The 14889-nt window shown below is 72.4% G+C and carries 12 protein-coding genes; 4 read left to right on the top strand and 8 right to left on the bottom strand.

Features of this window, described 5'->3' with window-relative positions:
• The first annotated feature begins 96 nt into the window (after positions 1–96).
• From sthA to ACF07B_RS35690, 4 genes are all read left to right on the top strand, one after another.
• On the top strand, positions 97–1500 hold the full coding sequence (sthA, locus tag ACF07B_RS35705; protein WP_369483288.1) for a Si-specific NAD(P)(+) transhydrogenase: 1404 nt from the start codon (positions 97–99) through the stop codon (positions 1498–1500).
• A 318-nt stretch (positions 1501–1818) separates the two neighbouring features.
• Positions 1819–2760, top strand: coding sequence for an NADP-dependent oxidoreductase (locus ACF07B_RS35700; RefSeq protein WP_392181959.1), 942 nt, complete (start codon positions 1819–1821; stop codon positions 2758–2760).
• A 181-nt stretch (positions 2761–2941) separates the two neighbouring features.
• Positions 2942–3799, top strand: coding sequence for an AAA family ATPase (locus ACF07B_RS35695; protein ID WP_369483296.1), 858 nt, complete (start codon positions 2942–2944; stop codon positions 3797–3799).
• Positions 3796–5166, top strand: coding sequence for a VWA domain-containing protein (locus ACF07B_RS35690; RefSeq protein WP_392181958.1), 1371 nt, complete (start codon positions 3796–3798; stop codon positions 5164–5166). Before ACF07B_RS35695 ends, ACF07B_RS35690 begins: the two co-directional genes overlap by 4 nt.
• Before the next feature lie 41 nt (positions 5167–5207).
• Here the strand turns inward: ACF07B_RS35690 and ACF07B_RS35685 are convergent, their stop codons facing one another.
• From ACF07B_RS35685 to pelF, 8 genes are all read right to left on the bottom strand, one after another.
• The gene (locus tag ACF07B_RS35685) at positions 5208–6179 is read right to left on the bottom strand and encodes an alpha/beta hydrolase (RefSeq protein WP_392181957.1); all 972 of its coding nucleotides are present in this window, start codon (positions 6177–6179) and stop codon (positions 5208–5210) included.
• A 175-nt stretch (positions 6180–6354) separates the two neighbouring features.
• Positions 6355–8217: a M1 family aminopeptidase gene (locus ACF07B_RS35680; RefSeq protein ID WP_392181956.1), complete on the bottom strand. Its 1863-nt coding sequence runs from the start codon at positions 8215–8217 to the stop codon at positions 6355–6357.
• A 241-nt stretch (positions 8218–8458) separates the two neighbouring features.
• Entirely contained in the window at positions 8459–9121 is a 663-nt protein-coding gene (locus ACF07B_RS35675) for a spherulation-specific family 4 protein (protein ID WP_369483283.1), read from the bottom strand.
• On the bottom strand, positions 9118–10047 hold the full coding sequence (locus ACF07B_RS35670; RefSeq protein WP_392181955.1) for an NAD-dependent epimerase/dehydratase family protein: 930 nt from the start codon (positions 10045–10047) through the stop codon (positions 9118–9120). The genes ACF07B_RS35675 and ACF07B_RS35670 overlap by 4 nt, the downstream gene beginning before the upstream one ends.
• Before the next feature lie 7 nt (positions 10048–10054).
• Entirely contained in the window at positions 10055–10768 is a 714-nt protein-coding gene (locus ACF07B_RS35665; protein ID WP_328444953.1) for a sugar phosphate nucleotidyltransferase, read from the bottom strand.
• A 34-nt stretch (positions 10769–10802) separates the two neighbouring features.
• Positions 10803–11804 (bottom strand): SDR family NAD(P)-dependent oxidoreductase, encoded by a 1002-nt coding sequence (locus ACF07B_RS35660; RefSeq protein ID WP_392181954.1) that lies wholly within the window; start codon positions 11802–11804, stop codon positions 10803–10805.
• A gap of 121 nt (positions 11805–11925) precedes the next feature.
• On the bottom strand, positions 11926–13302 hold the full coding sequence (locus tag ACF07B_RS35655; RefSeq protein ID WP_392181953.1) for a hypothetical protein: 1377 nt from the start codon (positions 13300–13302) through the stop codon (positions 11926–11928).
• Positions 13299–14837 (bottom strand): GT4 family glycosyltransferase PelF, encoded by a 1539-nt coding sequence (pelF, locus tag ACF07B_RS35650; RefSeq protein WP_392181952.1) that lies wholly within the window; start codon positions 14835–14837, stop codon positions 13299–13301. Before pelF ends, ACF07B_RS35655 begins: the two co-directional genes overlap by 4 nt.
• Between the last annotated feature and the right edge of the window lie 52 nt (positions 14838–14889).

The following is a 14889-nucleotide window of genomic DNA, read 5'->3' as shown; positions in this document are numbered from 1 at the left end:
TGGTGGCACCGCGAGCCGGCGCTTCATCCGTCACTCGGGCGACGGATCCCCCGTCCGCCCTATCGGGAAGCGGTCCCGGGCTGACAGACTCCGCTGGTGCGCGACTTCGACATGCTCGTCATCGGATCCGGCCCGGGTGGACAGAAAGCCGCCATCGCTGCGGCGAAGCTCGGCCGTCGGGTCGCCGTCATCGACCGCCCCGACATGGTCGGCGGGGTCTCCATCCATACCGGAACCATCCCCTCCAAGACGCTGCGTGAGGCGGTCCTGTATCTCAGCGGCCTCAGCCAGCGGGATCTGTACGGCCAGAGCTACCGGTTGAAGGAGGACATCACCGTCGCCGATCTGACCGCTCGCACCGAGCACGTGGTCAATCGCGAGGTGGACGTCATCCGCAGCCAGCTCTCGCGCAACCATGTGTCCCTGTTCGCCGGCGTCGGCCGCTTCGTGGACGACCACACGGTCGCCCTGACCGAAGCGAACGGCAACGAGAAGCGGTTGAGCGCCGACCACATCGTCATCGCCACCGGCACGCGTCCCGCGCGGCCCGGCACCGTCGAGTTCGACGGGCGGACGATCATGGACTCGGACAACGTCCTGAACCTGGAGCAGGTGCCGCGCTCCATGGTCATCGTCGGCGCCGGGGTGATCGGCATGGAGTACGCCTCCATGTTCGCCGCCCTCGGCTCCAAGATCACGGTGGTCGAGAAGCGGCCCGCGATGCTCGACTTCTGTGACGTCGAGGTGATCGAGTCGCTGAAGTACCACCTGCGCGACCTCGCCGTCACCTTCCGGTTCGGGGAGACCGTCGCCGCCGTGGAGCGCCACGCCCGGGGCACGCTCACGGTCCTGGAGAGCGGCAAGAAGATACCCGCCGACGCGGTCATGTACTCGGCGGGGCGGCAGGGCCTCACCGACGAACTCGACCTCGGCAAAGCGGGGTTGTCCGCCGATCCGCGCGGCCGGATCACCGTCGACGAGCACTACCGCACCGAGGTGCCGCACATCTACGCCGTGGGTGATGTCATCGGCTTCCCGGCACTCGCGGCCACCTCGATGGAACAGGGCCGTACGGCGGCTTACCACGCCTGCGGTGAACCGGTGAACCGGATGCACGACCTTCAGCCCATCGGCATCTACACCATCCCGGAGATCAGTTTCATCGGCCGGACCGAGGACCAACTCACCGAGGACTGCGTGCCGTTCGAGGTGGGCATCTCCCGCTACCGTGAACTGGCCCGGGGGCAGATCATCGGCGACTCGCACGGCATGCTCAAGCTGCTGGTCTCGCCCGAGGACCGTACGCTCCTCGGCGTCCACTGCTTCGGCACCGGCGCGACCGAGCTCATCCACATCGGCCAGTCCGTGATGGGCTGCGGCGGAACGGTCGACTACCTGGTCGACGCCGTCTTCAACTACCCGACGCTCGCCGAGTCCTACAAGGTCGCCGCGCTGGACGCGACCAACAAGATCCGCCAGATCGACCGCCTCCGGGACTGACCGCCGTACGGGACTTCGCGAAGGTTCGCGAAGGTACTGCGCGACACGGTCCGGGCATGGCACCGTGGACCCAGGGTCTGGCCCGTCGCTCCCCCCGTGGTGACGGGCCAGACCTCTTTGCCTTCCGCCGGCCGCCGTATGCCCGCGGTCGGCCGCCCTCGGCCGAAGGCCGTCCGCGGCAACCCGGGGCGCGAGCCCGGCAGGAAAGCCGCCGGTCCCGGAACTATCGTGAGGAACGGCCGGTCCGTGCCGGAGCGCGAGGACCCGATGGGGACCGACTCGACGGAGGCCTGTGCCGTCCCGACGAGGAGGAACCGGATGAACGCCACGATGCGCGCGGTACGCGGACATCGGCGCGGAGGGCCGGAGGAGCTGGTCCACGAGGTCGCGCCGAAGCCGGTCCCCGGTCCCGGGGACGTGCTGGTCGAGGTGCGGGCGGCGTCGGTCACCCCGGGCGAGCTCGACTGGGACGCGACCTGGACCGACAGCTTCGACGGCGGCAGCCCGCGCCTGCCGGTCGTACCGTCCAAGGAGGTCTCCGGGGTGGTGGCCGAGCTCGGCCACGGCGTCACGGAGTTCAGGCCGGGCGAGGCGGTCTACGGCCTGATTCCCTTCACCCGGGACGGAGCGGCGGCCGAGTACGTGACCGTTCCCGCGGCGGCGCTCGCCGCGAAGCCCGGCTCGCTCGACCACGAGCGGACGGCGGCGCTGCCGCTCGCGGGCCTGACCGCGTGGCAGGGCCTGGTCACCCATGCCGGCATCACGCCGGGACAGCGTGTGCTGGTGCACGGCGGCGCGGGCGGGGTGGGTTCGTTCGCCGTCCAGGTCGCGGCCGCGCTGGGGGCCGAGGTGACGGCCACCGCCTCGGCCGGGGACGCGGACTTCGTGCGCGGCCTGGGCGCCGGGACCGTGATCGACTACGCCGGGCAGCGCTTCGAGACCGAGGTGAAGGACGCGGACATCGTCTTCGACACCGTCGGAGGGGACACACAGGCCCGGTCCTGGGAGGTGCTGCGTCCGGGCGGAGTCCTGGTCAGTGTCGTCGAGCCGCCGGTGCCGCCGAAGGGCGCGGACGCCCGCGCGGTGTTCTTCGTGGTCGAGCCGGACCGCGCCGGTCTGGAGGAGCTGACGGCCCTCGTCGAGGCGGGACGGCTGATCCCGCAGGTCGACCGGATCCTGCCCCTGGAGAGCGCCCCGGGGGCCTACGCGGCCCTCGAACGCGAGCACCGGCGGGGCAAGATCGTCCTGCGGGTGTCCTAGGCCCTGTCGGGATCGTACGGAGGTCGTCCCGGCCCCGGCCTGCTCCCGGAGCCCTGGGGCCAGGGGTCCCACCCCAGCCGCGTACCACCGCCTCGTGGGGGCCGTCACACGTGACAGCGGGGGTGAACAAGCGCTTAGATAGTGGGCCCGACCTCGTTCGCGCGTGCTGGAGGCCCCGTTGCTGTTCACATCCGTCGACGACGTCGGCGCACGCCTCGCCGAAGCGGGCTATCTGGCGTCGCCCGCCGTCGCGACCACGGTCTTCCTGGCCGACCGGCTCGGCAAACCCCTCCTGGTGGAGGGGCCCGCCGGTGTCGGCAAGACCGAACTCGCCAAGGCCGTCGCCCAGGTCGCCGGAGCCCGGCTCGTCCGCCTCCAGTGCTACGAAGGCGTCGACGAGTCAAGGGCGTTGTACGAGTGGAACCACGCCAAGCAACTGCTGCGCATCACCGCCGGCCGGGACGAGACGTGGGACGAGACCCGCACGGACATCTTCTCCGAGGAGTTCCTGCTGCCGCGCCCGCTGCTGACCGCCATCCGCGGCGACGACCCGAAGGTCCTGCTGATCGACGAGACCGACAAGGCCGACATCGAGGTCGAGGGCCTGCTGCTCGAAGTGCTCAGCGACTTCCAGGTCACCGTCCCCGAGCTGGGCACGATCAAGGCGACCAGCCGCCCCTTCGTGGTGCTCACCTCGAACGCCAGCCGTGAGCTGTCCGAGGCCCTGCGCCGCCGCTGCCTCTTCCTCCACATCGGCTTCCCCGACGAGGAGCTGGAGCGCCGGATCGTACGGCTGAAGGTGCCCGGACTCGACGAGGCGCTCACCGAGTCCGTCGTGCGCGTCGTCGGGGCGCTGCGCGAGATGGACCTGCGGAAGGTCCCCTCCGTCGCCGAGACCATCGACTGGGCCCGCACCCTGCTCGCACTGGGCGCCGACACCCTCGACGAGAACGTCGTACGCGACAGCCTCGGCGTGATCCTCAAGCACCAGGACGACGTACTGAAGGCGGCGGCCAAGCTCGACCTGGGCGCCGTGTGAACGCCGCCGCCCCGGCCGACGGTGCCGCGGACCGGCTGACCGGACTCGTCGGCGCACTGCGCTCGCACGGCGTGCGGATCGGCACCGGCGAGACCGTGGACGCCGCGCTGGCGGTGGCGGCGCTGGGCTTCGACGACCGTGACCGGCTGCGCGAGGGGCTGGCCGCCACCCTCCTCCACAACCCCGGACAGCGCCGCGTGTTCGACCCCGTCTTCGACGTGTACTTCCCGCGGGGCGTCGGCGGGCCGGAGGGCGCCGGGCCCGCGGACCGGGACGAACTGCGGGAGCGTCTGGCGGCCGCTCTGGCCGCCGACGACCAGGCACTCACGGGGCAGTTGGCGATCGAGGCCGTCGACGGATTCGGCGGCTACGGCCGTACGACGGCGAGCGACGGCTGGTCGTCGTACCAGACGCTCGACCGGTTGCGGCCGCAGACGCTGCTGGCCCGCGTGCGGGACACCGTCCGCGCCCGGGGAGGCGCGCAGGGATTCACCGACCGGCTGCTGGAGGACGAGATCCGCCGGCGTATCGAGGTGTTCCGCGCACAGGTCGCGACGGAGGCACGGCGCCGGGTCGCCGAGCGGCGCGACCGCGACGAGATCGCCCGGCGAGCGGTGGCCCCTACCGCCGACCGCGTCGACTTCCTGTTCGCCGGACGCGACCGGCTCGCCGAACTGCGCAAGGCCGTCCAGCCGCTCGCGCGCAAACTGGCCACCCGCCTCGCCGCGCGCCGCCGCCGGGCCCGGCGCGGCACCATCGACCTGCGGCGGACCCTGCGAGGATCGCTGTCCACGGGCGGGGTGCCGATGCGTCCCGTGCTGCGCAGACGCCGTCCCGTGCGACCCGAACTGGTGCTGCTGTGCGATGTGTCGGGGTCGGTGTCGGGGTTCTCGGACTTCACGATGCTGCTCGTGCAGGCGCTGCACGACCAGTTCAGCAAGGTGCGGGTGTTCGCCTTCGTCAACCGGGTCGACGAGGTGACCGGTCTGATCGGGCCCGGCTCCGCCGACCCCGGGGGGCTGAGCGCCCGGATCCGCGCGCAGGCGGCGATCACGGGCTGGCACGGCAGCAGCGACTACGGCGTCGCCCTCGGCGAGTTCGCCGAGCGGTACACCGGCGCGGTCGGCTCCCGGACGACGGTCTTCGTCCTCGGCGACGCGCGGACGAACATGAGCGATCCCAACCTGCCCGCCGTCCGGCAGCTCACCCGGCAGGCCCGCCGTGTCTACTGGCTCAACCCCGAGGCGCGCTCACAGTGGGGCACGGGTGACTCGGCCGCCCTCGCCTACGCCGAACTCGTGGAGACGCACGAGTGCCGCAACGCCCAGCAGCTCAGCGCCCTGATCGGCCGGCTGCTGCCCGTCTGAACGGCCGCGGGCGCGACGGGTGTCAGACAGGCCCTGGGCCGTCACCGGGCCAGGAGCCTGCGCAGCCAGGCGAGCCGGGCCGCGCGGGCGGTCCGGGCGAGCACGGTGTGCGGGGCGAAGGCGTCGAAGCCGTGGAAGCCGCCGGGCCACACATGCAGCTCGGCCTCCCCGCCGGCCCGCCAGATCCGGGAGGCGTAGTCGACGACCTCGTCCCGGAAGGTCTCCGCGGAGCCGACGTCGAGGAAGGCCGGGGGCAGCCCGGACAGATCCGAGGCCCGCGCCGGAGCGGCGTAGGCGGGCACGTCCGGTCCGCCGCGCGCCTCGCCCAGCACGGCGGTCCACGCGGTCTCGTTGGCCGTACGGTCCCAGGCGCCGACGCCCGCCATCTGGTACGCGGACGGCGTGTCGTTGCGGTCGTCGAGCATCGGATACATCAGGACCTGGCCGAGCGGCCGCGGCCCCTCGCGGTCCCGGGCGAGCAGGGTGAGCGCCGCGGTGAGGCCCCCGCCCGCGCTGGCGCCCGCGACGACGATCCGCTCCGGATCGCCGCCCAGCTCCCCGGCGTGCCGCGCCGTCCAGAGCAGACCGGCGTAGACGTCCTCCACCCCGGCCGGATACGGGTGTTCGGGTGCCAGCCGGTACTCCACGGACACCACGACCGCGTCCAGTTCCCTCGCCCACTCCAGGACGACCTCCACCCCGGCCCGGCTGTTGCCGAGAACCATTCCGCCGCCGTGGGAGTGGTAGATCACCGGGCGCGGTCCGTTCCCGGGCGGCGCCATGGGCCGGACGACGAACAGCGAGATGTCGGGAGCGCCCTCGGGCCCCGGTGCCGTCAGCTCCGTGGTCGTGAAGGCGCCGCCGTCGGTGAGGTCGTACGCGGGCACGGCGGACTCCGCCAGAGCGCGCAGGGCGGCGATGTCCGCCAGGGTCGGCCCGGACGGCTCGGACGGTCCGACCGACGCGAGGGCGATCCCCAGTTCGGGATCGAACGGGGGCGGTACCAGCTGCATGACATCTCCTCGCGCCGAGCCCGGCGGCTCCCTGATCCATGATCGGGCGCCGTGCTCCCGGACCGGGAGCCGCCGTACGGCGGAACCTGCCCCCGACCCGGCCGGCCATGCCCGCCGCGGTGACGCCCGGAGGCCTCACCGCGACGAACAGGAGAACCGGCCGGCCGGGAGCGGGTCAGCCGTCGATGCGGTGCGTCGTCCAGAACGACGTCAGGTCCGTGGTCGTGGCGGCCTGGGCGGCCGCCTTGAACTCGGCCGTGGTCGAGACGCCGTACCAGTGCGAAGTGGCGTAGCTCTTCAGCAGGTTGGCCATGGCCGTGTCGCCGAGCACGCGCCGCAGGTCGTGCAGCGCGCACTTGCCGTAGCCGTAGACGACGGTGGAGTAGCGGGACGAGTGCGTGTCCCAGTACGCCATCGAGTTGGTGATCTTCTCGGCGGTCGAGGCCCAGGAGACGCTGCTCCAGCAGCTCGTTCCGGTCTTGCCCTGGGCCAGGTCGGTGGCGTAGTCCGTGAACGACTCGTCGAGCCACGGGCTGGTGTACTCGTCGTCACCGACGATCCCGTAGAACCACTGGTGACCGATCTCGTGGGTGAGCGCCGTGGTGCTGACCAGGTCGAGGACGAAGCCGGGGTACTCCATGCCGCCGAACCAGTAGTTGTTGTCGATCACCGCGTCCAGCTCGCCGTACGGGTACGCGCCGAAGCGGGCGGCGTGGGCGTCCACAGCGGACTTGGCGGTGGAGAGCATCGACTGGGAGTCGGAGGAGCTGATGCCCGAGACGGAGTAGATGTTGATCGCGGTCCCGGCGGGGGAGGTGCCGGAGATCTTGGTGAACGGCCCGGCGGCCCAGGCGAAGTCGCGGACCTTGGAGGCCGTGGCCGTGGTGACCGTACGGCCGCTCGATCCGGCGGTGTCGACCGAGGTGCCGGTGGCCGGGACGAGGAGGCTCGTCGGGTGGTCCAGGGTCACCTTGAAGTCGGCGGCCAGGGAGTAGAAGGACTCGCCGTTGTTCGTGTAGGGGTCCAGGTGCCAGCCGGCGCCGTCCTTGACCGCCAGGACGGGCAGGGCGTTGCCGATGTTGACGAAGGCGCCGTCGTAGCCGAAGCGGTCGGCGCCGCTGGGCACGGTGATGGCCAGGTCGAAGCCGATCGTCGCGCTCTGGCCCTGGGCCACCGGTGACGCCAGGCTGATCTGGAGGGCCGTGCAGCCGACCGAGAGGGCGCCGGCGGTGCCGCCGCTGACGTTGCTCACGGTGATGGGCGTCGCGGAGCAGGTGCCGTGGTAGTTGTCCCACAGCCTCAGGTACACCTCGCTGAGCGCGGTGGAGGAGGCGTTGGTGAAGGTCACGCTCTCGTGACCGGTCCAGCCGGTGCCGCTGGTGTTGCTGGTCAGGCTGACCGTGTACCCGGGGGCGGCGGGCGTGCGGGTGGAGTCGGCCGGCGGGGTCGTGCCACCCGAGGTGTTGAGGGCGATGTCGTCGAGGACGAAGCTCGTCTGGAGGCTGGAGTCCTCGGTGCCGGTGAACGCGACGGTCACGGTCTGACCCGCGAACGCCGAGACGTCGAACGTCTTCTGGGCGTACCCGGACGCCTTGTTGAGGTTCGAGTACGTCGCCAGGGTCGTGCTGCCGATCTTCGCCGTCAGCTTGTCGTAGGCCGTCGACGAGGTCGTCTCCGCCGTGTCGATGTGCAGCCAGAACGTGAGGCTGGCACTGCTGCACCCGGACGGGATCGTGACGCTCTGCGAGAGCGTGTCCGTGTGGGTGCTGCCGACGCCGTCCAGCCAGGCGAAGGTGGTGCCGCCGTGGGCGGTCTGGCCGGTCCGGCTGGTGATCACGGTCGTCGAGGACTGGGTCCAGGACGAAGTGCCGCTCTCGAAGCCGCCGTTGGTCACCACCTGGGCGGGTGTGCAGGCGGCCGCGGCGGCCGGTGCGGTGTCCGGCGAGGCTGCCGCGGGGGTGCCGGGGAGCGAGACTGCGGCCAGGGCGGCGACGACGAGAACGCGTGCCGCCAGGGCCTTGAGGGGGGTCGGTCTCACACGAAACTCCTTTGAGGCGGCCGGGATTCCGGCCTGCTCGGTGGCCGCCCGGGACGACTGGGGTGCGCCGCTGGGTGGCCGCGGGCCGCGCGCGGGTGCGCGCGGTCGCTTGGTGAGATTTCCGTGCCGTCACCCTGGGGTCAGGGCGACGGCATCGGAAAGCCTCGCAGATTTGACCGAGACATGCCATCGAACCGGGGAAGGAGTGGTGAGCAGGGGGCGGGCGGGGAAAGAGAGGCGTTCAGGAACCCGGCCGGCTCAGGGCCGGGGTCAACCGCGACCAGGGGTTGGGGAGTTCGCCCGTCACGGGTCCGGCCACCGCCGCACCCCGGTCCCGCGCGGTGCGAACGGCCAGCGGGACGAGCGCCTCGGGGACGCCGTAGACCAGATGACAGAACAGCTCGGGCGGGTGCCGCACGGTCCACGCCGGTCTGCTGAACGTCGCGACATAGGTGGACCAGTGGCCCTCGAACGTGACGAGCAGATCGGCGCAGCGGGCGTACCCCGGCGCCGGGTGGACGCCCATGTTCAGCACGACCGGACCCGCGCCGAGCCCGCGCAGAGTCCGCACCAGGCGCTCGCAGCCGGGAAGAGCCTTGGCGGTCGGCGCCACCCGGTCGAGGAAGCAGCCTTGTGTGCCGTACCAGTCCCGGTGCCGCAGGACCTCGTCCGCGATGAGATCCGGATCGCGCGCGCCGTAGTCGGTGTCGACATAGCCGAGCAGCCGGGCACCGGCCGAGCACAGCGCGTCGGCCGCCGCGGCGAACGCGGGGTCCGGGCCCTTGCCCGGTCCGTCGGCCGGGTTGATGACGACCCCGTACGTCCGGTCGGCGGTCTCGGTCAGCCGCTGCCAGGCGCCCGGGTCGTGGCCCGGGTGGACGTACAGCGGAATCAGCAGGCTCATGGGGTTGGTTCGCCTTCGCCCCGCGGGGTGGGACCGGACCCCGTCGTGGCCGTCCAGAGCGCGGCCAGCGAGTCGTCGAGCGTCAGCTCCGGCCGCCAGCCGAGTGCCTCCCCGGCGGCGGTGATGTCGGAGCACTGCCACGACACCTCGCCCGAGCGGGCGGAGCCGCCGCCGTTCTCCTCGATGCGCCCCCGGAACCCGGCGACACGCGCCAGGCCGCACACCAGGTCACGCACCGGCACGGCCTTTCCGCCCCCGATGTTGAGGACCCGCGGCAGCGGCCCGGGGGTGGTCGCCGCGACGGCGGCCGCCCGGGCCGCGTCGCGCACGTCCACGAAGTCGCGGTACGCCGAGAGATCGCCCAGCCGGATGACCGCGTCCGGGTCCGTCCCGGCCTCACGGAGCAGTCCCGCGATCCGGCCCGGAAGCCCCGTGGACGGCGCCCCGGGACCCACGGGGTTGCCCACCCGCAGCACCACCGCGTCCAGGCCGGAGGTGGTGACGGTGACCGTGCCCGCGAGTTTGGTGGCCCCGTACGGGGTGAGCGGAGAGGTGGCCGCGGACTCGGTCACGGCGGTGTCCCGGACGCCGGGACCGTATTCGGCGGCCGAGCCCAGATGGACCAGCCGGGCGCTCGGCGCCGCCTCGCGCAGCGCCGCGCAAAGGGCCGCGGGACCACGGGAGTTGACCTCGGAGAGGGTCACGGCGTCGCCGCCGGTGGCGCCGGCGCAGTTGATGACGGCGTCGGGCGCGGCCGAGGCCAGGGCCGGGACCAGTCGTTCGCGGCGGGCGGTGGCCAGGTCGATGCCGAACTCGGCGGCGGGCGAACGCCCGCCGCCGAGCACCCGTACACCCGACAGGGTGCGCAGGTGCTCGACGACATGGCCGCCCAGATAGCCGGTGAAGCCCAGGACGAGAATGCGCATGCGGTGGTCAGGCTCCCTTGAGCAACAGCGACTTGCGCGTGGTGAATTCGGCGTTGGCCCGGTCGTAGTCGTCCGGGCGGCCGATGTCGAGCCAGTACCCGTCGAACGCGTAGGCGTGCGGCTCGTTGCCGTCCCGCAGCAGGTCGAGGACCAACTCGTCGAAGCCCAGGGGCAGTCCCGGTGTGTAGCCGTCGAGCGTGGAGCGCGACAGACCGTAGACGCCCATGGAGACGCGGTAGTCCATGCTCGGCTTCTCGGTGAAGGCGACCACCTTGCGGTCGTCGGTGGTCAGCACACCGAAGTCGATACGCACCTTGCGCGCGTACGTCGCGATGGTCAGCGGCGCGCCCGAGTCGCGGTGCCGCAGCAGGACGTCGCCGAAGTCGAGATCGGTGAGCACGTCGCCGTTCATCACGAGGAACGACTCGGGCAGCCGGTCACGCATGGTCAGCAGTGGCCCCATGGTGCCGAGCGGGCTCTCCTCGGTGGAGTAGTCGATGTCCAGGCCCCATTGGGACCCCTCGCCGACGTAGGCACGGATGATCTCGCCCAGGTGGCCCACGGCGATGGTGCAGCTCGTGAAGCCGGACGTGGCGAGCTGGCGGAGCACGATCTCCAGGATGGCGTGCTGGTCGCCGATGGGAACGAGCGGTTTGGGCAGGGCGGTGGTGTAGGGCCGTAGCCGGACGCCCTTGCCTCCCGCCAGGATTACTGCGTGCATGAGGTTCTTCCTTCGTGGGACGTGCCGGTCGGGGTCAGATGTTGTAGATGCCGGTTTTGTAGCGGGCCAGGTTCCCCGGTTCGCGGAAGAACTCGACGGTCCGCGCGAGCCCTTGTTCCAGGTCGTGAGCGGGGCTCCAGCCGGTCGCCTCGGCCAGCCGGGTCGCGTCGGCGACCAGCCGCATCACCTCGGAGTTGGCCGGCCGCACGCGCCCCGCGTCCTCGCGCACGTCGAGAGCGGTGTCCATCACCTTGCCGATCAGCGCCACCAGGTCGCCGACCGAGATCTCCCCGCCCGTACCGGCGTTGAAGGTCCTGCCCACGACCCGGTCCGCGGGCGCCGTGCCCACGGAGAGGAACGCCTGCGCGGTGTCCTCGACGAAGGTGAAGTCGCGCGTGGGCCGCAGATCGCCGAGGGTGATGGTGCGTTCGCCCGCGGCCACCTGGCCGATGACGGTGGGGATGACCGCGCGCATCGACTGACGCGGGCCGAAGGTGTTGAACGGCCGCAAGGTCACCACCGGCGTGCCGAAACTCGCGTGGTAGCTGTCGGCCAGCCGGTCCCCGCCCGCCTTCGAAGCGGCGTACGGGGACTGGGTGTTGATGGGGTGGTCCTCGGTGATGGGCACGGTCCGGGCGGTGCCGTAGGTCTCGCTGGTGGAGGTGTGCACGAGCCGGGGGGTGCCGAGGGCGCGCACCGCCTCCAGCACGTTGAGCGTGCCGGTGACATTGGTGTCCACATAGCTGTGCGGTGCCTGGTAGGAGTACGGGATCGCGATGAGGGCGGCCAAGTGGTAGACGGTGTCGGCGCCTTCGGCCAGAGCACGGACCGAACCCGGATCCCGGACGTCGCCCAGGACGATCTCCACCTGGTCCAGGACGTCGGGGCGCAGGGTCTCCAGCCAGCCGTACGAGGAGAAGGAGTTGTACTGCGCCATCGCCCTCACCCGGTGCCCGGAGGCGACCAGTGCCTCGGTGAGGTGGGAGCCGATGAAACCCTCGGCCCCGGTGACGGCGGCGAGTGGTTGGGTGGTCAACTCGTGGGTCCTTCCGGTTGGTTGTTCAGGTGATGGGAGGTGATGAGAGGTGATGGGTGATGCGGAGGAAGGCACGGTGGCCCACCGGAGCCGTCCGGAAGGGCTGTGCCGGGTGGGTGGTTCAGGCGTGCGGGGCCGGCCGTCCCAGCAGCCGCACGGCACACACCGCCAGACACAGGCAGGCCGTGCCGCAGGACAGGGTCAGCGCCAGGGCGCCCGGCAGCGAACGGAGCATGGTGGCCGAGGCGGCGCCGCAGGCCGCCGCCAGGCAGACCGCGGCCGGCTGCCAGGCCGCCCCGAAGGCCTGGAGCAGCAACGCGGTCCACAACGTGGCCGCGAGCAGCAGCAACGGGACCGGCTCCGCGCCGACGAGCAGGGCCGCGGGCAGCAGCGGGAGCACGTAGAGCAGCAGACAGAGACCGAGGACGCCGGTCGAACGCAGCAGGAAGGCGGGCGGGGTCGCGGTCGCCCGCAGCGCCGACACCGACATCCCGCGATACCGGTACAGCAGCCACTCCGCCGGACCCATGCTCACGGTCAGCACGACCACGGCGTACGGGTGCTGCCGGCCCTCCAGCAGCACCAGCACCCCGGCGGACAGTCCGAACACGCCGTACGGCAGCGACCGCAGCAGCGACGGACGGTCCGCGCCCGGGACCGGTGAGGCACCGGCCGTGGACCGCAGCGCCCAGCCGGCCGCCGCGGCCGAACCGAGCACGGACAGCAGCGCCAGGGCGACGCGCCCCGCGGTCCCGGGGTCCCACCAGGGCAGCGCCGCCGCACCGGCGATCAGCGGGGTGAGCGCGGCCAGCAGCAGCCGCTCCCCGCCCAGGACGAGCAGCACCCCGGCCGCCGCGAGATACACCGACTGTGCCGCGGCGACCCCGATCGCGGTGCCGGACCCGGCGACCAGCGCCCCGGCCCCCGTCGCGGCGAGCGCGCCGAGCGGCGCCCCCTTGAGCAGTGTCCGGCCCGCTTCGCGGCGGCCCGTGGCCATCCGCACATGGGCACGGTGCCCGAGCGCCTGGCCCCACGCCCAGGAGACGAGGCCGGCCACCACCAGGACGTCGAGATCCCGGCCCGCGTGCCACAGCCGCCCGGTCAGCAGATAGGCGAGGCCCGGCAGAGCGAACAGGGCCCCGCGCAAACCGCAGCGCACCGGGTCCGGACGCCATGGATCGGCCGGTCGCGGTGGCTCGGGAAAGGTGCGCGGCACCCGCTCGTACAGCGCGGAGGCGAGCGAGAAGAGGTCCGGATGCCCGTACCGTTCCTGGATGATCTCGGCGGTCAGTCCCTCCGACTCCAGCAGGGCCGCCACCTCGTACGGGTGGACCGCCGGGCCGATGCCCTCGGCCAGTTCGGCGGCGAGCCGGTCGACGGCCTCGCCGTCCGGGCCGCGGCCGGGTGCGGCCCGGACGGGCGTACGGGCGTCGGCGAGCCGCAGGGACAGCGTGTCGCCCCCCGTGCCGCCGGGTTCCAGCGCCATGGGTCCGCTCATCCGGCGAGGCTCCTCGACGTGGACGCGGCGGCCCGGCCACCGGGCACCGCGAGCGGGGCGCCGGCCGTCGCGGAGACGCCCGGGACGAGCCCGCCGAGCGCCGACAGTTCCCCGTAGATGGTCCGGAACGTGTCGACCGTCTGCCGCAGGGTGAACTGATCGATCACGCGCAGCCTGGCCGCCTCGCCCATCGAGGCGCGCCGTCCGGTGTCGCCGAGCAGTTCCAGCGCGGCGGCGGCCATGGCGGCCGGATCGCGCGGCGGGACGACGAGACCGCTGTCGCCGACGGCCTCGCTCACCCCGCCCACGTCCGTGGACACGGTCGCCCGCCCGCAGGACATGGCCTCGATCAGGGTGAACGGGAATCCCTCGCTGATGCTGGAGAGCATCACGACGCTGCCCGCGGCGTAGGCGTCCTTGATGTCGTCCACACGGCCCTCGAAGGTGACCGCTTCCGCCTGCCCCAGCTCGGCGGCCAGGGCCTCGCAGCGTTCGCGGTAGGCCTCGCCCCCGCGCGGGGTGCCGCCGAACAACCGCAGTCGCGCGTCCGGGAGTCGGTCCCGCACGAGAGCGAACGCCCGGATCAGGGTCTCCAGATCCTTGATCGGGTCGACGCGCCCGGCCCAGCTCAGCGTCGGCAGCTGTGGCTCGGGACCGGCCGGCGGGAACGCTGCGGGGTCCACGCCGTTGTAGACCGTACGGATCGACTCGGGCGCGGCACCGCCCCGCTCCTCCCACAGCCGGTTGTAGCGGTTGCCCGGGGTGATCAGGGCCGCGCGCCGGTACGTCTCCTCGGCGAGCAGCCGGAAGAAGCCCAGCACGACCGCCTTGACCGGCCAGCGGTACGGGGCGGTGCGGTAGCCGAGGTAGCGCTCGCGCAGATAGACGCCGTGTTCGGTCAACAGCAGCGGGACGCCGTGCCGTTCGAGCGCGGCCAGACCCGGCAGCACGGCGACGCCGCCGCTGACCGCGTGCGCCACCCCGTGCTCGGGCAGGGGTGCGGTGAGCGGGCGCAGCGCGTGCTCCAGCAGAGCGGTCGCGGTGATGGCGTCGTGCAGGGTCGGCCGGGCCTCGCGGACGGCCAGCCCCGGGCGGTTCCACACCGCGGTCAGGACGCCGATCGCCCGGTCGCCGCGCAGGAAGGGACTCAGCGTCCCCTCCGCCGCGGCCCGCGCCATCGCGTACAGGGCGGTGGAGAACCCGTCCTCGGCGCCCGGATCGACCAGAGCGGTCAGGAACTGCTCGTAGACGCGGGCGAGTTGCCTGCGGCACCGCCCGCGCGGAGGGCGGCCTTCGGGTGAGGGCCCCCACATGGGGACCGTGACGATGTCCGTGACCTGCGCGGGGATGTCCCACACGATCGGTTCACGTCCGGTGCCGGTCACGGCGATGACGTCGAAGTCGAAGTCGGGCATCCCGTCGACGAGTTGGTCGCACCAGACACTGACGCCGCCGTGACTGTGCGGGTAGGTGCCTTCGGTGAGCAGGGTGACGCGCGTCGTGCTGAGGCTGCGCGCGCCGCGGGGAACGTGCATGGATGTGCTCCACGGCCGAGGTTGGGGTGGTCGGGCCCGTCCCGTCCGCTGA

This window comes from Streptomyces sp. NPDC015532 (assembly GCF_043078065.1).
Taxonomy (GTDB): domain Bacteria; phylum Actinomycetota; class Actinomycetes; order Streptomycetales; family Streptomycetaceae; genus Streptomyces.
Note: the sequence above shows the minus strand (reverse complement) of the source record. Positions and strands in the feature narration are given on the sequence as shown.